The organism is Salinibacter sp. 10B, from assembly GCF_002954405.1.
Lineage (GTDB): Bacteria > Bacteroidota > Rhodothermia > Rhodothermales > Salinibacteraceae > Salinibacter.
Map to the genome: position 1 here is coordinate 3,103,316 of NZ_MQWC01000004.1, position 16,894 is coordinate 3,120,209.

The window sequence follows — 16,894 nt, forward strand, 5'->3', positions numbered from 1 at the left end:
CACACGGTACGACCCTTTTTCATTCCTCCCCGACAAGACCGTCTTCGCAGCCCTACCGCGTATCGTGACTGACCCATCAACACAACAAATTTCCCCTTCGCCTGCAGTTGAAGGCGGGCGCACCGGCCGACGACTGTGGATCGAGACCGGCGTGGTCGTCGCGTTCTGGGCCTGCGTGTTTCTCTTGACCATCGGGGAGCGGGCGACCGGCCCCCACGCGCCCTCGTCCTGGTGGTCTCTGGGACTGGTCCACACGGCGTTCGAGAATATACTCTGGCTTTTCGCGACCCCGGGATTCTTCTGGCTCACGCACCGCTTCAATCTTGAACGGGAGACGTGGCTGTGGTCTATCCCGTTGCATCTCGGGGTGGTGTTCGTGGCGGCGGTTGCGATTGACTACACAAGTCACATTCTCTTTCCTGTTTTTTCCCAGCCCTACACGCTCGCACGCAGCCTGTCGGGGTTCGGCTTCATCGAAGAGTTCAGCATTGCTATGGTCGTCGTCATTGCCGGAGTGGCACGGGCCTACATCCTCCGGTTTCAGGAGCGCAGGGATGCGGCCCTTCGTTACAAGGCAGAGGCCGGGGCGCTGCAGGCCCAGCTCTCCGATGCGCGGCTGGAAGCCCTCCGCATGCAGATCAATCCGCACTTTCTTTTCAACACGCTCCATAGCATCAGCACCCTCGCCGGACGGGATCCGAAGGGCGTCCAGCGCATGATCGCTCGACTGAGCTCCCTCCTCCGCCGTGTGCTCGAAGGAGAGGCCACGCAGGAGGTGCCCCTCGAAAAGGAGCTCTCGTTCATCCGGGATTACCTTGAGATCCAGTGCATTCGGTTCGAGGGTCGGTTGGAGGTCTCTGAGGATATCGAGGCCGGGCTCCAAGACGCGCTCGTCCCCGACCTGATTCTACAACCCCTCGTGGAAAATGCCATCAAACACGGGTCGGACGACGCCCCCCTCCACATCACCCTGCGGGCGCGGCGCGGTCCGGAGAATGGTCAGCTCGTGTTGGATGTCTGCGACAATGGGCCGGGGATCGACGCGGACGACGTGGAGCCCTCCGCACAGGACGGGGGCGTGGGGTTGGCTAACATCCGAAAACGACTGGACTCCCTCTACGGCCCGGACGCGACCCTCGACCTGTCGAATGCCTCCGACGGAGGCCTCGTAGCGACCATCCGGCTTCCCTACCATACAGCGGCCGAGCTTCGGGCCGAGGCTCCGTGAGTGGGGCCGTCGGCCCGATTCTACCGCCTATTCGGGCTGATACTCTTCGTCCGTGACCTTGTCCCTCCAGTTGACCACGGAGCTGTCCCGCTCTTCCTGGATGGCGATGTGGCTCATGGAGTGGCTTGTGGTCGCGCCGTGCCAGTGCACCACCCCCTCCGGGGTCCAGACGACGTCGCCCGCCTCGACCGCCCGTCGCTCTGCGTTGCGCCGCTGGACCCAGCCGTGGCCGGACGTGATGACCAGCCGCTGGCCACGCGGATGGCTGTGCCACGCACTGCGTGCGCCGGGGGCAAACATGACCTTCGCGGCGCCTGCGCGCGTCGGCCCGCGCGGGTCGAACAACGGCTCGATAATGGCCGTCCCGGTGAAATAGTCAGACGGCCCCATGACGGTCGGACGCGAGTCGAGGTCCGAAATCTCATGGTCCTGCGCCTGCGCAAGAGGCGCCGCAGCGAAAATGGCGAAGGGGATGATGAATGCGATCAATCGGTTCATAGGCTTCTGTTGATTCTTTTATTGGGAAGACAAATCGGACTGAGCGGCTCACGCTATTGGGCTGAATACTCTTCGTCGCTGACCTTCTCCCCCCACTCGACCATCTCGCCGTCCTTTGCTTCCTGAATGGCGATGTGCGTCATCGACTGCTCGGGGGTGGCACCGTGCCAGTGGTTCTCGCCTGGAGGGAACCAGACGACGTCGCCGGTGAAGGTCTTTTCCGGGCCGTCGATCGTTGGTCGCGTGTTGGCTCTGGTAATGTCCATGGGATTGGCAAACGTATTGAAAATCGATCGTGACGGGTCTGAGAACGGCCTGTGCCATAGTGCAAAGTATGCACAAACCTTCAGAGATAACCTTATTTTGAGAAAACAGCACCTTGTCGCTCTAGGACATCTAGATGTCCAAGCTTGACTGAGAGCCTATCCGATGGACGGACGAGGCCTCCTCACTCTCTTGGATAGGCTCCAGATCAAGTCTGGAGCGACGGGAGGAGCCATTTCTGGCGTCTGGGGCCCCTACATGCTGCCCACATATAGCACAACACGTTCTGAGACGCTAGGCACTTGGCCTCACTCGGGCAGTCTCTTATGGATGTGGAAGGAGGGCTAGCTGGACGAATGGGCACGAAAACCACTCCGTACCTTCACACCTCCACACCCAGCGGCGCTTGCAAAGTTGGTATTACCACGGCTGCGTGGTGGGCCCGACCGTAAATTCGTTCACGTTCGTGTCGTCGGGCTGGTCGATCGCAAAGGCCACGACGTTCGCGATCCGCTCGGGTGAGATGCCGTGCTGCTCGTACAGGCCTTCCATCGCCTCCGCCGAGCCTTCGTGGCTGATCGAATTCAGAAGCTCGGTGTTCACCGCCGCCGGATAGATCGTCGCCGTGCGGATGTTCGTCCCTTCCTGGGCCGACTCCATGCGCAGAACCTCCATGAAGTTGCGCACGAACCACTTCGATCCGCCATACACCGCATTGCCCGGATAGGCCTTCAGCCCAGCCACCGACGAGGTCGCGATGACGTGGCCGGACTCCTGCTCGGTGAAGGTTGGCAGCACAGCGGCGACCCCGTTCAGAACGCCCTTGACGTTCACGTCGACCGTCTGGTGCCACTCGTCCGTCTTCATCGCCGAAAGCGGGGCGGTTGGCATGATGCCGGCGTTCAGGAAGATGGCGTCGACGCCGCCGAACGTGCTCTTGGCCAACTCGACGATCGCGTCGTTCTCTTCTTGGACAGTAACGTCCAGCTTCTGGTAGGCGGCCGTTCCCCCGTCCGCCTCGATCTCATTGGCAATCTGCTCCAGCTTCTCCTCGCGGCGTGCGCCCAAGACGACCTTGGCGCCGTCGTCCGCAAGCCGCTTCGCGGTCGCCTCCCCAATGCCCGAGGACGCGCCGGTGATGATAACGACCTTTCCTTCAATGTTGCTCATCGCTTCGACTCTTTATTTGCAGGGAGTATTCTCGCGCGAAAGCCCCTCGGTCCAGAGGCTCCGAGGCGTTCTCTTTCGTTCGCTGATTATGATACTCAACACATGAGCCCTGCGTCTTGGAGGATTTTCCAGGATCATTGGATCATCCTCCGGAAATGCGTGCCATAGGCCCCGAACCATTGAAATATTCTTTAGCGTTGTCGTATTGTGCTGGAGCTGGAAGGCAACAAGGGACGACCAAATACACGAACTCAGAAGAGAGCCGCTGCCATGAATGACTCAACAGATTCGCCCCGCGGCCATAATGAAAGTGTCAATCAGATCGACAAGCGCGAGGAGTTGCAGATGCAGGCCCACCGGGCCGAACTCGTCGACCGCATCTCCCGGGCCGTGCCTGAAGACGACAGGGTTGAGGTGCTTGACGGCCTTACCCTTCACCGCCGCTCCCAGGCCACCGAGCCGCTCCACAACGTTGCCCAACCGGCGCTCTGCGTGATGGCGCAGGGGGCCAAGGTGGTCCAGTTGGGCGACAATCACTACCGGTACGACCCCTACCACTATCTTCTGATCACCTCGAAATTGCCGATGGCGGGCGAGATCGTCGAGGCGTCGGAAGAGGAGCCGTACCTGTGCATGATTCTCTCCCTCGACGCTGATCTCGTTAGCTCGGTGATGGTCGAGGGAGGCTACGGGGCCCCGGCAGAGGGCGACAGCGTGCGAGCACTCGACATTAGCCCGCTCGGACCGCGTCTCTTGGACGCCGCCGTGCGGCTCGTTCGGCTCCTGGACCATCCGGAAGAGGTGGACGTCTTGAAGCCGCTCATCCTGCGGGAGATCGTCTTCCGCCTCCTCCAGGGAGAGCAGGGCCACCGGCTTCGACACTTCGCTATGATGGAGGGAGGCGACCACCGCATTGCCCAGGCCATTCAGCGATTCCACCAGGACTTCGACCAGTCGATTAAGATCGAACGCCTGGCGGAAGAGGTTGGAATGAGTGAGTCGAGCTTCTATCAGCACTTCAAGGCCGTCACTGGCATGACGCCCCTGAAATTCCAGAAGCAGCTCCGCCTTCAGGAGGCGCGCCGGCTGATGCTCAGCGAAGACCTGAACGCCTCCACGGCGGGCTACCGTGTTGGCTACAATGACGTTCCGCACTTCAGTCGGGAATACAAACGTCTCTTTGGCGATCCGCCGAAGCGCGACGTTGAACAGTTGCAACAGACCACAGGGTAACAAGTCGCACAACGATGAGCATCCGGGCTATCCGTTAAACGGATTGCCCCACTCGACGTCGTCCCAGTCCTCGTCGGCTGAATCGTCGGGCTCACGGGAACGCTCGGGAGAGGTCTCCGGGGCGGTAGAGTCATCGTACTCCGTTGCCGCGGCGATGTCCGCGAGCACCGAATCCCGCACGTCGCTAACGTTCGCCTTTGCTTCTTTCAGCACCGCGAGCGGCCACTCGTTGCGTCCTTTGGTATCGTCATCGCAGTCGACGGTGGCGTTCACCCGACGGTTGAGCATGCGGATGACGACTTCGATGTTGCTTTGCTCCTCGCCCTTCCCGACGACGTCTACGAGGTCGGTCCCCTCCGGAATGTCGAGGCGGTGCAGGATGGTGCCCGCAGCGCGGCGAACGGCGTGATCCAGAATTTTCCGATAGGCGTGCCGCTCGCGGGCCGGACGGTTGGGGGGAGGCGGCAATTCCTCGTCCCCCAACGGCTGATTGAGCGCCGCGATCTCCTGCCTGAACGCGTCGGCGTCCGGGACGTCGAGACCCTTCTCCTTGAGCGCATCGAGCGCGTTTTCTACGTCCTGGAGGTGCTCCTTCGCCTCCTTTGCGTCCTCGCCCTCCACCGGCAGGTACGCGTCCACGTCGAACCCCTCGATCTCCTCGCGCGTCACCTCCGCCGGATCGTTGGATCCACGGGGCTCTGACGATGATTTGCGATCGTCGGCGGCAGTCGTTTCCTCGTTCTGAGCGGCGGCCCACGCATCGAGGTCGGCCAGCACCTGCGCCTCCTCGGTCTCATTTTTGAAGTACTGCCAATGCGCCTCCTGATTGAGTCCGGCGTGCGCCACGACGTGCGCGAGGTTATCGGTGTCGTTGCCGTTGGGAAGCGCGCGGAGGGCCCGGCCCACAAACTGGGTGTAGGGGGCCACGGAGCGGAAGGGGCGGAAGAGGGCGGCGATGGAGATGTTTTTATTGTCGTACCCCTCGCCCAGGATGCCGACGTGCACCATCGCGTCGATGTCGCCGTGCTCGTAGGCGCGGAGGCGCCGCTCCCGCTCCTCCTCCGTCATGCCCTCGCTCGCCACGAACGCCGCCTCGACGCCGCGCCCCCGGTAGAGGGCCGCCACCTGCTCGGCGTGCCGGATCGAACAGGCGGCGCCCAGAATCTGGTGCCGCTCGGTCCCGCGCCGATTTTTGGCCTGCAGAAGCTGCACGCTACGGTCCACGATCGTCTCATTGCACACGTCCGACAACGCCACGCCCCGCGAGAACCACGTTTCCTCCCGAAGGTCCATGATCTCCTCGCGGGTGTAGGACTGTTCCTTGCCCTCCACCGTGAACGTCATCTCCGAAGCCACGGCGTCGACGCGGACGATGTTTTTGACGTATCCAGCCGCGATGGCGTCGGCGAGGCGGTAGCTGTAGACGGGCTCGGCGCGGATCGGCTTTTCGTCGCTCCGGAAGGGCGTGGCCGTCAGGTAAATCTTCTTCGCGTCGGGAAAGGCCGCGTTCACGTTCTGCCACGAGTCGGCAGGGGCGTGGTGCGCCTCGTCTACGATGATGAGGTCGAAGAAGTCGGACGGGAAGAGAGGGAGCCAGCCCTGCATCTGCTGCACGTTCGTCACGATCACGTCGGCTCGGCGGCAGTCCTCTTCGTTCACGCGGCCCCGCTCCAGCGCCACCACGCGGGGCAGGCGGACCGATTCCGGCAGAATGTCGCAAAAGTGGTAGAAGTTGCCAGTGCCGCTGAGGGTACCTTCGGTCAGCCCGTCCTTGATCGTGAGGTTGGGTGCCACGACCAGCACGCGCCCGTCCGCGATGCCGAACGGGGCACATGCGATGAGACCGGACTTTCCGCAGCCGGTGGGCAGCGTGACGATGGCGGGCAGTGAGGTTGGGCGCTCTTCCGCAAAATAATCGCGCAGCGCCACGTAGCCTTCCTCCTGCGGTACGCGCAGCTGGTTATTGCCGACGATTTTCGCGTCGGTCTCCTGAAAGTAGAGGCGGATGTCGTTGTCCTGCCGCTCATGCCGTGCCGTCATCTGCTCGGTGCGGGCGGTGTCGCCGGCCCCCTTCGCCTGATTGCACTCGTGGCAGAGCGGATCGAGGTTGAAGACGGCGTGCTCGCCGCCCTCGGAAAATGCTTCTCTATGATCGAGGTGGCGGAGCAGTTTCTCCCCATCAATCGGACGGCCGCACTCCTCGCACGTCTGCCCGTCGAAGTACTCAACGCGGCGGCGGACGGCCTCAGGGATGTGGCGGCTGCGGGACATGCCTTCGTTGTGCGTTTGGGGGTTGAGGGTTGGAGGGGGGTTGTGCGTTGGGCGTGTCGAATTGTTTGGCGTACGCTCTCGACTCCCGTTCTACTGTTCATGCGAACGCATCTAGCCATTTTCGCACGTGAGCAGGGAGATTCAGAATCTCCGGAATCGTCCCCCTTTTGAGAAAAAACAGTTGCCAAGCCCTTCCTCACAGATCGGTATGCCGCATCCTAGGGTGTGGTCCGAGTGCTCGCGGAGACGGGTGCCGGTCCGCACCGCTCACCTCTCGCTCGCGCCCGTTCATTCTCGACACTGACCGTTCGGCGCGAGTTCGTTGCGACCGGGGCGCTCACATTGCACGTTACCCGGTGAGCCTGAGACCTATCCAAAACTCGCATGCCGGTCGGCCATGTTGTATCTCATTTCTCCATTCCGGATGTCCTTCGGTTTCGTTCTGACGATCCTCCTGAGTGTGTTCGTCGGCGTCGGCCCGGTTGCGGCCGTTCCCGTGGGGACGGACACGTCGGACGCTCCGCGCGGCGCCCTCACGGGACGGGTGGTGGACCAGACCACCAAGCAACCCCTTCCCGGCGCCAACGTCTACATTGAACGTCTGGATCGAGGCACCGCGACCCGCAACGACGGCCGGTTCACTCTCGACGGTCTCCCGACCGGAACCTACACCGTACGGGTATCGATGGTGGGATACGAGACCGTCGTCCGCGGACCGGTGCCCGTGACTAACGGGCGGCCCCATCAACTCTCCGTAACGCTCCAGCCCACGGTCGTCCAGACGGACGGAGTCGAGGTGACGGCTAATTACTACGAGACCGCCGCCGACGCCCCCACGTCTCTGCGCACGCTGGGGACCGAAGAGATTCGGCGGGCGCCCGGCGCGGCTGTGGGCAACGACCGCCGCGACCACTTCGCGTGGGGCACCGTCACCAGCTATGTCGAGGTGCAGAACGTAACCGGGCGCCGCAACGTCGCCACCCGGCTGTACGACGCCGACACGCACAGCGTGGAGGACGTGACGCACTGGGGCCGCTTCTTCGTCGGGGGCGTGAAGGTGGAGCTCTAACTTCTCACGGGCTCGCCGGGCTTGGTACCTCCTCCGATGGACGGCCATGGTTCCTTGCTGCGACCGCCGGCCAATGGAAGAGGCAGCGACTCGCACCATTCCGCTCGTTCCCTGCACCACAATCCTCGTAGTGTCATGTGCTCGTTTCCCCACGCCCCGTTCCACTCGTCAGACGCACCTCGAAAGGGCTTCCTGGCCCACCTCGTCACCTACCTCACGGTGAACATCGGACTTCTACTGATCAATCTGCTGACGACCCCCGACGTGATCTGGGCCATCTGGCCCCTGTTCGGGTGGGGCCTCGGCGTCCTTTCGCACGGCCTTCGTCTGTTGGCCAATGACACGTTCCCCTCGGTGTCGCCGTCCGGGCAGACGACCTCGACGGACACCCCCGACTGGACCCGCGTCGAGAAGCGGCTGCAAAACCTCGAAGCGATCGCGGCAGAGGAGGATCTGGAGGCCCCGCAGTCGTCGTCCGCCGCCTCCACGAGGACTGGAACCGCTCACTGAATGAAGGCCGCCGCTCACTGTTGGTCGCTCCGTTCACCGCGAGGTCCGTCCCCGCAGAATCCGTTTTTCTATAGCCTGCGAGTGATTGATCGCACACGCCACACCCCCCGATCCCATGCAATCCTTCTTCGATGGACGCCGCTTCTCTCGTTCGTTCCTTTGTCTGATTCTTGCCGTCCCGCTCCTGTTCGTCGCAACCGGGCAGCGGATCGTTCCCGTGGCGGCGTGGATCGCACCTGTTCTCCTGCTCCGCTTCGTACGCCAACAACCGGTTGCCCGGGGCTCCGCGCTGGTGGCCGTGGTGGCGACCGGCGTCGTGTCCGTGACCTGGGCCGACATGGTGCCGTTCAGCGGCGCGTCGTTCTATGCTTTCACGGCGGGGCAAGGCCTTCTCTTCGCCCTTCCGTATCTTGCCGACCGTTTCCTGGCGTCTCGTCTGTCGGGCTTGTGGGCGACACTCGTCTTTCCGGCGGCCGCCGTGACGGTGGAGTACGCCGCCTCGTTCGGCCCTTTTGGGACCTGGGGGAGCGCGGCATACACCCAACAGAACTTGGCGCTCCTCCAACTGACGTCCGTCACTGGCATCTGGGGGATTACCTTCCTCCTGCACTGGACGGCCAGTGTGGGCAACGCGGTCTGGGAGGAGGGCATAGCGTCTCCGTCCGTGCAATGGGCGACCGGCCTGTGGGGCAGTCTGGTCGCCGCCACGCTCCTGTTCGGGGGCGCTCGACTCGCCTGGACTGCTCCCGCCCAAACCGTTCCTGTGGCGACGGTGGTGGGGCAGCACGATACCCGGTCCTTCTGGGCGATCCGTCGGCAGGCACAGAGTCGTGCGACTGTGCGGGACTCGGCGCATGCCGTGCAACGAGACTACCTGCGTCGGGCTCGGCGGGCGGCCCGGATCGGCGCTGACCTCGTCACGTGGCCCGAATCCGCTGTGCCAGTGCCCCTCGAAGACACGTCTGCCTTCTTGGATCGCGCCCGCACGCTGGCCGCCGACCACGAGGTGTACCTCGCGATGGGCGTCAACGTGTTTCCCCGATCTGGGTCGGACCGCCGGCTTCGAAACAAGGTCGTCTGGATTGGGCCGGACGGGACCGTACGGGCGGAAGGCCTCAAGACGCACCTCGTGCCGGGCGAGCCCGGGCGGGCCGGAACCGGCACGCTTCCGATCGTCTCGGCGGCAGGAACGTGGTCAAGCGTCGTGTGCTTTGATCTCGACTTCCCGTCCCTCATCCGGCAGGCCGGTCGGAAGGACGTGGACCTCCTCGTGGCGCCCTCCAACGACTGGTCGGCCGTTGCCGAGCGGCACGCGCACATGGCCCGCATTCGGGCGATCGAGAACGGCACCGCGCTTCTCCGCCCCACGTCCAATGGCCTCACCCTCGCGACCGGTCCGTGGGGGCGAACCCATGCCCGAGCGAACCACTTTACCACCAAGGAGCACGTGCAAATGGCGCACCTCCCCGCGGAGGGGACATCGACGGTGTACGCAGCCCTCGGGGACATCTTCGCCTGGGGCTCCGGGTTGGGGCTGATTTTGCTGGCCGGCGGCGCGTACGTGCGATCCGGACGGTGCCGAGGGGCGTCGCCCGCCGCCTCCTGATCACGCCCGGTGTTTCCCGGCCCTCTCCCTCGGGCGTGCGTGAACGGGGAGGGGCGCGCGAGCACAGCGCATTTTGGTCTTTTCTCGGTTTGACCCCTCCATCCATGTTCACCGACATCCGCAATACCCTTCCAGGTGTCCGACGCCTCGGCCAGCAGATCGGGCTCATGCTCGGGGTGGCCCTCCTCATCGGGACGTTCCTCTTTCACGTCTGGACGGGACTGGGGGAGCTGCCGGAGCGCTGGCCCACTCTGCTCTGGAACGTGTACTTCTCGCTCGTCTACACGGTGATCATTTTTACCAGTGTGCGGGTTGCGATCGCCGTGCTCCGGGCCCACGTGCCCCTTCGGTCGCGGCGGGACGTCGCCCTGCATGTGGGCGGTCTCTCAGTGACGACGGTCGGCGCGTACGGGCTTGCCACGGCGTTCTGCCGGGTGCTCCATCCTGCCTTCAGCGTGCGGTGGCAGGTGCTGGTGATCACGGCCACCATCACCTTCATGGTGTCCCTCATCTGGAGCGCCTTCTCGTACATGGGGGCGTTTTACCGACAGCTCCGCAAGGCGGAGGCCGCCCGCTACGAGGCCCGGCTGGAGGCGCTCCGTGCCCAAATTAATCCACACTTTCTGTTCAACGCCTTCAACTCGATTGCGGCCCTCGTTCGCACCCGGCCCGACGAGGCCGAGATGGTCGTGGAGGACCTGTCCGACCTCTTCCGGTACACGCTGCGCGCCTCGAAGGACGACGCCGCTACACTGGCGCAGGAGGTGGAGGCGGCCCGGCGCTACCTCGCCGTTGAGAAGGCGCGCTTCCGGGACCGGCTCACGGTGACGATTGACGTGCCCGACCGCCTCCGGTCCGTCTCGATGCCCAGCATGACCCTCCAGCCGCTCGTCGAGAACGCGGTAAAGCACGGCGTAGGAGGAACCGCCGACGCGTGCACCGTGACGGTCATGGCTGAAGAGATCGACGATATGCTCGTGCTTCGCGTGCAGGACACCGGCCCCGGCTTCAGTACTGTCGACCTCGACGACGTGCTCGACGAGGGCACCGGCCTCGCAAACGTGCGCGAGCGACTGCGTCTCTTCTTCGGCGACGCGGCCCGGATGCGTCTCCAAGCCCAGGGTGTGGAGCTCCGCCTGCCCCTGCACGACGAGGAGGCCTCCCCCGGTGGCAGAGGTGCCGTGGTCGAAGCCGGGTAGCCTGCTGTATGGTGTTGCGTATTTCGTATTGCGTATTTCGTATTGCGTATCGAGTATTGTACGTCCATTGACATCTCTCCGAGAAACGACATGCCCCTGCGCTGCTTGCTCGTCGACGACGAACCACTGGCCCGCGACCGCCTGCGCGATCTGCTCAATGAAGCTGAGGCCGACGTTGCGGTGGAGGCCGAGGCCGGTGGGGGGAAGGAGGCCGTGTCCCTGATCCACGAGCACGAGCCCGACGTCGTCTTTCTCGACGTGCAGATGCCGGTGCTCGACGGGTTCGACGTGGTCGACCTGCTTCCGGAGGCGCGGCCTCACATCGTCTTTGTGACGGCCTACGACGAGTACGCCCTTGAGGCCTTCGAGGTGCACGCGCTGGACTACGTCACCAAGCCGGTGCGGCTCGACCGACTCAACAAGACCCTGAACCGCCTGACGGACGCGTTGGCGGATCAGCAGCGCGCGGAGCAGGAGAAGCTCGAGAACCTCCGCGATGCTCGGCACGATCAGGCCCTGAAACGACTCACGGTGCACGTCGGGCGGCGCCTCCGCGTGGTGCCGCTCGAAAATGTCCGATGGATTGAGGCCGACGATGGGTTCGTCTTTGCGCATACCGAGGACGGGCGGTACCGAACGGACTTCACCCTCGGCGAGCTCGACGATAGGCTTCCCGCCGACGACTTCGTTCGGACCCACCGCTCCTCGATCGTCAACCTTGCGGCGGTGTACGAGCTGGTGCCCGAGCCCGCCGGCACGGCGACGCTTCGGCTTGAGGACGGGACGGAGGTGAAGGTGGCGCGGCGGCGGACCGAGGACGTGAAGGACGCGCTGACCTGAGTGCCCGTGGAGGGAGAGCGACGGTCTTATCCTCCTCAGGTTCTCCGTCCCCCCTTGGCTCTCCTTTAAGGGCCGCCACCGTATCCGCGGCCTCCCTGACTGCGCCCGCTCGATCCCTGCGAGCGCTGTGAGGCCTGCGCGTTGATCGAGAGTTAGGCCTCGCAGCTGCGGCACGCCAGCAGGTCGCGCGAGAAGCTCTGCGCTGCGTTCACGCCGTTCTGGTAATAGAGCGACTTCACGCCCTTCTGCCACGCTTCCACGTAGAGCCGGTTGATGTCTTTCACGGGCGTGGACTTCGGGTCGATGGCGAGGTTGAGGCTCTGCGACTGGTCGATGTGCTTCTGGCGACCGGCTGCCTGATCGATAATCGCCATCTGGCTGATCTCGCTGAACGTCTTGAACACGTCCTTTTCCCGATCGGACAGGAAATCAAGGTGCTGCACCGAGCCGTCGCGCAGGGCAATCTGCTCCCAGACGTCGGCCGTGTCCTCGCCCTTCTTTGCCAGCAGGTCCTTCAGATACGGGTTTTTGTAGGTCACCTTCATCTTGGCCCGGTCCTGCACGAAGTAGTTGCTCTTAATCGGCTCAATGGACGGCGAGACCTGCCCGAGGATGAAGCTGGACGATTTCGTGGGGGCCACGGCCATTGTGGTGGCGTTGCGGCGCCCGTAGCCCTCCAGCACCTCGGGTTCGCCAAAGCGGTCGGCCAGCTCGCCAGAGGCGGCGTAGGACCGGTCCTTGATCGTCTTGGCGATCTCGGCTCCTTTCAGGCTCGCCTCCGTGGACTCAAACGGAATCATGTTCGACTGCAGGTACGAGTGCCAGCCCAGGATGCCGATGCCAATGGCGCGGTGCCGCTTCGCAAAGCGCACCGTTCGCTCCATGTGCTCCATTCCCTCGGCCCCCTCGATAAACTCCTGCATCACCGCGTCGAGAAAGTAGGTCAGCGTCTCCACGGCCTCGGTATTCTTCCACTCGTCGTAGTGCAGCGCATTCATGGACGAGAGGCAGCAGACGAAGCTCTCGTCGGGTCCGGCGGGCAGGGCGATCTCACTGCACAGGTTCGAGGCCTTCACGTCGTAGCCCTTGTCCTTGTAGACCTGCGGTCGTCCCCGCTGGATGTTGTCGCGGAAGAGGATGTACGGAATGCCGAGGTTCATACGACTCTCCACCACCTGCGCCCACCGCTCGCGCTTCTCCGGGTCCCCGTCGATCATGGCCTGCATCCAGTCGTCACCCACGACAATGCCGTACATCATCGTCTGGATGGCGTCACCCTCCGTCTGGATGTTGAGCCACTCCTCCACGTCCGGATGCTCAATGTCGATGTACCCGGCAAAGTGGCCGCGTCGCGTCTCGCCCTGGCTTACGACATTGATGATCTTGTCGAAAAGCTGGGCGAACGGGTAGGTGCCGTTCGACGTGCCGTTGTTGCTGATGGGGGCGCCGCGCGGGCGGAGATCGCCAAAGTAGCCGCTCGTGCCGCCGCCGACCTTCGTCATCATCCCCACCTCGGCGTGCGTGTCGAGGATTGATTCCATCGTGTCGCCGATGTAGGAGCCGAAGCACGAGATCGGCAGGCCGCGGTCGAGGCCGAGGTTGGCCCACACGGGCGAGGCCAGCGAGTAGTAGCCGCGCGCCATGTACTCGTAGAACCGGTCCGCAAAACCGTCCATCTTAAGGATCGACTCGGCGTGCTCAGCGATCTCGCGGACGCGCTCTTCCGGCCCGGTATCGTCCAGCAGATAGCCGCGATGAAGGAAGGTGCGAGCCTCGTCGTTGAGCCAGGAAAAGTCGGGCGAGGTGGTGGGGCGAGACAGGGTTTTAGGCATAAACGGAGGAGCGAGAAAGGTTGAGCAAGCATGTGGAAGACGTAGGAACGACCGGCACTGAGGCAGCATGACCTCGTTTCACTCGGCCCCCGGTCTCGTCCCTACGAGAGGAAAAATGCAATGCGCTAGATCAGAATAGATCGTCCCCGCTCACGCTCTGCGTCATCTTGGAGTAGCTGGTGGAGCGTTTTGAGAAGAAGTCGTTGCCCTTCGTGAGCAGAATCTCCTCGTAGAACCAGCGGGTTTCGTCGAGCCGCTCCGGGTCGACCTCGAAGATCGGATTCACGTCTACATTCTTCAGCGAGCGGTTAAACTTGTCGCGCAGGAAGGCGTCCACGACCGGACGGGGCAGAAAGTCCAGCTCGCCCTCCGCAAAGATCCAGTCGAGGACCCGCTGCTCCGCGTCGTGGGCGCGCCGACAGGCGTCCTGCACTTCGCGCTCAAACGCGGGCCCAAACCACTCGGGGTGCTCCTCGCGGATGACGTCGATCAGCTCCACCCCGAAGAGGCCGTGGATCTGCTCCTCCTTGGAGGTGGCCTCGACCGCATTGGCCACGCCCTTAAACCGCTTCTCGTACTTGTCGAACGAGAGCATGATGAGGAACTGGCTGAACAGGCTCACGTGCTCGATGAAGATCGAGAAGAGCAGGATGGCCTGGGCGAAGTCGCGGTCGTTTCCGGTCTCGATGCCCTCCAGCGCGGCGTTGAGGTACTGCACCCGGTCGTGCAGGGCCGGGATGTCTTCGATCTGCTCGAAGCGATCGCTCAGGCCCAGCAACTCCAACAGATGCGAATAGGCATCCAGGTGGCGCACCTCGCTCTCGGCGAAGGTCATGCCGACGGCCCCGACCTCCGGTACCGGCAGCCGGTCGTAGAGGTCGGCCCAGAAGGTTTTCACCGCGACCTCCACCTGCGCGATCGCGAGCATCGTCTTTGTGATGACGCTGCGCTCGGCGTCGGTACAGTTGACGCGGAAGTCCTGCACGTCGCCCTCAAAGTTGAACTCGTCGTGCACCCAGTACGACTGCCGGATGGCCGTCTTGAATTCCAGCAGATGCGGATACTCGTAGGGCTTGAGGTTAACGCGCTCGTCGAAGATGGACATAGGGCTGCGCTCGTGACATAGAAAAAGCCTTCGGACGCCGGACGCGTCACGAAGGCAGCAGAGCGCAGAAGAAGTGTAGGAAGCCAGATGGGCTGTCGAAAACCATCGTTCGGGAACGACGGGGGCTCCGGACAGCCACACCAGCAATACACTCCACGTCGCGGACCGCAGCCCTATGACGCGTAGGGCGGATTGAGCTCTCTGCTCGGGCAGAGAGGCTCGAGGATGGGTCGCTCTCCAAGCGGGCATTCGGACTGTGACCGTTGCGCGACAGTGCCGGACTTTCACCGGGCTTTCCCCGAGACGCACCCGATAGTGATCGGAATGCCGCCGCGCCACGACAGCGCGGCCTCGAAGAGGACGGGATGTTGCTAGAATGTGCCCGTCACGGTAGGACTCGACGCCGGAAATGTCAAGCTTCCACCCATCGGCCTCTGTTATTGCGCCCGGGGAAAACGGTTGTCGAGTCGGGCGTACGGCGATTTCTACGAGGAATTCCCGTTTTTGTGAAGATCTGGAATCGACACAAAACGGGCAGAGCGGGAGCTGCGCTTATGTCTCCATGGGGGCGGCCGTGTGTGGGTACATGTTGGAAATCGGAGGAGCGAAGAGGCCAACCTCATTGAACGGCGCAATCGCGTCCTGCACGAATGAAGCGTAGTCCGTTTCCGCATCCGGTGCCCCTGCATTTCTGGGGAGATGTTGATGCGCTTGACGGGCAGCAGTTTGCAGGGCCTCCTCGTGGGCACAGAGGAACGTGGGCGGATCGTCGGGCACGCCGTCCGTATCCGCCCGACGGCGCTCGTAGGTGGTGGCGGCGGCAAAGTAGAGCATCGTACTAGCCGTCCACGCCTCGAATGACGGGAGCGCATCGTAGCAGAGGCGCACCAGATCGTCGACGAAGCGAAGCTCTTGCCGAACGGCCCTGCTGTAGTGCTGAAGAGCGGAAGCAGGCGGGGCCGGGCCATGTTGCTCGAAGAGACGAGCCAGCCGCTCGATCCCGCTCAGCGTGTGGGCGATACCGGTGCTGTGCAGCGGGTCGACGAATCCGGCCGTGAAGGGCAGCAGCGCCCACCCCGGCCCGGCCGCCTGATCCACGAGGCGCTGCAGCCGCCCGGTGCGGACGATCTGGCTCGGGGGATCGATGATCTGGGCAGTCGCAAATCGATCAGCGAGCGTCGGATAGTCGTGCAGGTGCGCTCGCCACTCCTCTGGTGGAGACGCATCAGACGGAAACGGATGCGCTTTGGCGTCCAGAACGAGCCCTGCGCTCACCCGACCGTCGTCGAACCGCAGTTCCCAAAGCCATCCGTCGTCGAGAATGTGGTGGAGGGCCGCCTCGTCCGCCGGAAACGGATGGTCCGACGTCCGACCGCCGCGCTCGGCAAGCCACTCGTTCCAGCGGGGTAAATCTTGAAAGTGGGCGTAGAGCGCTCGGGAGTGCGTGTGTAGTGCCTCGTCTTTCTCGGCAAATCCGAGGGACGGAAGCAATTGGCCCCCACCCGTCGCGTCAATCACAACATCTGCCGTGCACTCTACCGGCTCCTCCTTGTGTTGTCCCTGCACGCGCCATCGTTCATTCCGCTCCACATCGGTCACGGTCGTGTTCTCCCACAGCGGAATGCCCGCCGATCGCACCTCGTCGGCCAGGAACGCATCGACGTCGGCCCGGAGCCACTGCGTATCCGCGTGGTACGGGTCGCTGCTCGCGGCCACCAGCAGCTCGTTGGCGTGTGTAGGGTCGGGGGCAAACGGCTCCCCGCGCCGGTGGCGGAAATAGCTGAACCCGCGCTTCCGCCCGCCGGTGACGTCCGGGTACGTTTCGCGCCAGGGGCCGTGCGCCGACAGCGGCTCTAAGCGGGGCAAGTCATAGCGGGTGGCCAGAGCGCGCAGGATCATGTTGGCCGTCGGCGTCGACGATTCTCCGATCGCAAATCGCGGATGCTCGGCCCGGTCCAACACGACCGGCGCTAGGCCGATGCGGTCGAGCACCAGCGCCATGATGCAGCCCCCGAAGCCGGAGCCGAGAATCGCTACGTCGGCGTCGAGCCTTTCCATGATGTGGGTGC

13 protein-coding genes, 1 pseudogene and 1 riboswitch are annotated in these 16,894 nt (G+C 63.6%); of the genes and pseudogenes, 7 read left to right on the plus strand and 7 right to left on the minus strand.

The window, feature by feature from the left end; all coding sequences use genetic code 11:
* The first annotated feature begins 64 nt into the window (after positions 1-64).
* Entirely contained in the window at positions 65-1,228 is a 1,164-nt protein-coding gene (locus BSZ35_RS12660; RefSeq protein WP_146110084.1) for a histidine kinase, read from the plus strand.
* Between the two features lie 27 nt (positions 1,229-1,255).
* On the opposite strand, the gene BSZ35_RS12665 is transcribed toward BSZ35_RS12660, so the two are convergent.
* The 3 genes and pseudogenes from BSZ35_RS12665 to BSZ35_RS12675 all read right to left on the minus strand — a co-directional run bounded on the left by BSZ35_RS12665 (position 1,256) and on the right by BSZ35_RS12675 (position 3,160).
* The gene (locus BSZ35_RS12665; protein WP_105012785.1) at positions 1,256-1,726 is read right to left on the minus strand and encodes a cupin domain-containing protein; all 471 of its coding nucleotides are present in this window, start codon (positions 1,724-1,726) and stop codon (positions 1,256-1,258) included.
* 53 nt (positions 1,727-1,779) lie between these two features.
* A pseudogene (locus BSZ35_RS12670) lies at positions 1,780-1,932 on the minus strand (cupin domain-containing protein); the annotation flags it as partial.
* A gap of 478 nt (positions 1,933-2,410) precedes the next feature.
* Positions 2,411-3,160 carry an SDR family oxidoreductase gene (locus tag BSZ35_RS12675; RefSeq protein ID WP_105012786.1) on the minus strand — a complete coding sequence of 250 codons (750 nt, stop codon included), beginning with the start codon at positions 3,158-3,160 and terminating at the stop codon, positions 2,411-2,413.
* Positions 3,161-3,430: 270 nt separating this feature from the next.
* On the opposite strand from BSZ35_RS12675, the gene BSZ35_RS12680 reads away from it, so the two are divergent.
* Entirely contained in the window at positions 3,431-4,393 is a 963-nt protein-coding gene (locus BSZ35_RS12680; RefSeq protein WP_105012787.1) for an AraC family transcriptional regulator, read from the plus strand.
* Between the two features lie 27 nt (positions 4,394-4,420).
* Here the strand turns inward: BSZ35_RS12680 and BSZ35_RS12685 are convergent, their stop codons facing one another.
* Positions 4,421-6,664, minus strand: coding sequence for a DEAD/DEAH box helicase family protein (locus BSZ35_RS12685; RefSeq protein ID WP_105012788.1), 2,244 nt, complete (start codon positions 6,662-6,664; stop codon positions 4,421-4,423).
* 424 nt (positions 6,665-7,088) lie between these two features.
* Between BSZ35_RS12685 and BSZ35_RS12690 the strand changes: the two genes are divergently transcribed.
* The 5 genes from BSZ35_RS12690 (at position 7,089) to BSZ35_RS12710 (ending at position 11,888) form a co-directional block, all read left to right on the plus strand.
* Positions 7,089-7,733 (plus strand): carboxypeptidase-like regulatory domain-containing protein, encoded by a 645-nt coding sequence (locus tag BSZ35_RS12690; RefSeq protein ID WP_181149329.1) that lies wholly within the window; start codon positions 7,089-7,091, stop codon positions 7,731-7,733.
* 135 nt (positions 7,734-7,868) lie between these two features.
* A complete protein-coding gene (locus BSZ35_RS12695; protein WP_181149330.1) occupies positions 7,869-8,243 on the plus strand; it encodes a 2TM domain-containing protein in 375 nt (124 codons plus the stop codon).
* Positions 8,244-8,358: 115 nt separating this feature from the next.
* Positions 8,359-9,849, plus strand: a complete 1,491-nt coding sequence (locus tag BSZ35_RS12700) for a nitrilase-related carbon-nitrogen hydrolase (protein WP_105012791.1) — start codon at positions 8,359-8,361, stop codon at positions 9,847-9,849.
* A 104-nt stretch (positions 9,850-9,953) separates the two neighbouring features.
* The gene (locus BSZ35_RS12705; RefSeq protein WP_105012792.1) at positions 9,954-11,048 is read left to right on the plus strand and encodes a histidine kinase; all 1,095 of its coding nucleotides are present in this window, start codon (positions 9,954-9,956) and stop codon (positions 11,046-11,048) included.
* A 90-nt stretch (positions 11,049-11,138) separates the two neighbouring features.
* Positions 11,139-11,888 carry a LytTR family transcriptional regulator DNA-binding domain-containing protein gene (locus BSZ35_RS12710; protein ID WP_105012793.1) on the plus strand — a complete coding sequence of 250 codons (750 nt, stop codon included), beginning with the start codon at positions 11,139-11,141 and terminating at the stop codon, positions 11,886-11,888.
* 152 nt (positions 11,889-12,040) lie between these two features.
* On the opposite strand, the gene BSZ35_RS12715 is transcribed toward BSZ35_RS12710, so the two are convergent.
* The 3 genes from BSZ35_RS12715 to BSZ35_RS12725 all read right to left on the minus strand — a co-directional run bounded on the left by BSZ35_RS12715 (position 12,041) and on the right by BSZ35_RS12725 (position 16,883).
* Positions 12,041-13,720, minus strand: coding sequence for a ribonucleoside-diphosphate reductase subunit alpha (locus BSZ35_RS12715; protein ID WP_105012794.1), 1,680 nt, complete (start codon positions 13,718-13,720; stop codon positions 12,041-12,043).
* 130 nt (positions 13,721-13,850) lie between these two features.
* Positions 13,851-14,825: a ribonucleotide-diphosphate reductase subunit beta gene (locus BSZ35_RS12720; RefSeq protein ID WP_105012795.1), complete on the minus strand. Its 975-nt coding sequence runs from the start codon at positions 14,823-14,825 to the stop codon at positions 13,851-13,853.
* A 222-nt stretch (positions 14,826-15,047) separates the two neighbouring features.
* Positions 15,048-15,153, minus strand: a riboswitch (cobalamin riboswitch).
* Between the two features lie 224 nt (positions 15,154-15,377).
* Positions 15,378-16,883: a tryptophan 7-halogenase gene (locus tag BSZ35_RS12725; protein ID WP_146110085.1), complete on the minus strand. Its 1,506-nt coding sequence runs from the start codon at positions 16,881-16,883 to the stop codon at positions 15,378-15,380.
* Positions 16,884-16,894 lie beyond the last annotated feature (11 nt).

Excerpts from the sequence above, each read along its gene's own strand:
- BSZ35_RS12720 (WP_105012795.1), bottom strand. The coding sequence starts at position 14,825 with ATGTCCATCTTCGACGAGCGCGTTAACCTCAAGCCCTACGAGTATCCG.
- BSZ35_RS12680 (WP_105012787.1), top strand. The coding sequence starts at position 3,431 with ATGAATGACTCAACAGATTCGCCCCGCGGCCATAATGAAAGTGTCAAT.
- BSZ35_RS12700 (WP_105012791.1), top strand. The coding sequence starts at position 8,359 with ATGCAATCCTTCTTCGATGGACGCCGCTTCTCTCGTTCGTTCCTTTGT.
- BSZ35_RS12710 (WP_105012793.1), top strand. The coding sequence starts at position 11,139 with ATGCCCCTGCGCTGCTTGCTCGTCGACGACGAACCACTGGCCCGCGAC.
- BSZ35_RS12695 (WP_181149330.1), top strand. The coding sequence starts at position 7,869 with ATGTGCTCGTTTCCCCACGCCCCGTTCCACTCGTCAGACGCACCTCGA.
- BSZ35_RS12685 (WP_105012788.1), bottom strand. The coding sequence starts at position 6,664 with ATGTCCCGCAGCCGCCACATCCCTGAGGCCGTCCGCCGCCGCGTTGAG.
- BSZ35_RS12725 (WP_146110085.1), bottom strand. The coding sequence starts at position 16,883 with ATGGAAAGGCTCGACGCCGACGTAGCGATTCTCGGCTCCGGCTTCGGG.
- BSZ35_RS12665 (WP_105012785.1), bottom strand. The coding sequence starts at position 1,726 with ATGAACCGATTGATCGCATTCATCATCCCCTTCGCCATTTTCGCTGCG.
- BSZ35_RS12675 (WP_105012786.1), bottom strand. The coding sequence starts at position 3,160 with ATGAGCAACATTGAAGGAAAGGTCGTTATCATCACCGGCGCGTCCTCG.
- BSZ35_RS12715 (WP_105012794.1), bottom strand. The coding sequence starts at position 13,720 with ATGCCTAAAACCCTGTCTCGCCCCACCACCTCGCCCGACTTTTCCTGG.
- BSZ35_RS12690 (WP_181149329.1), top strand. The coding sequence starts at position 7,089 with ATGTCCTTCGGTTTCGTTCTGACGATCCTCCTGAGTGTGTTCGTCGGC.
- BSZ35_RS12705 (WP_105012792.1), top strand. The coding sequence starts at position 9,954 with ATGTTCACCGACATCCGCAATACCCTTCCAGGTGTCCGACGCCTCGGC.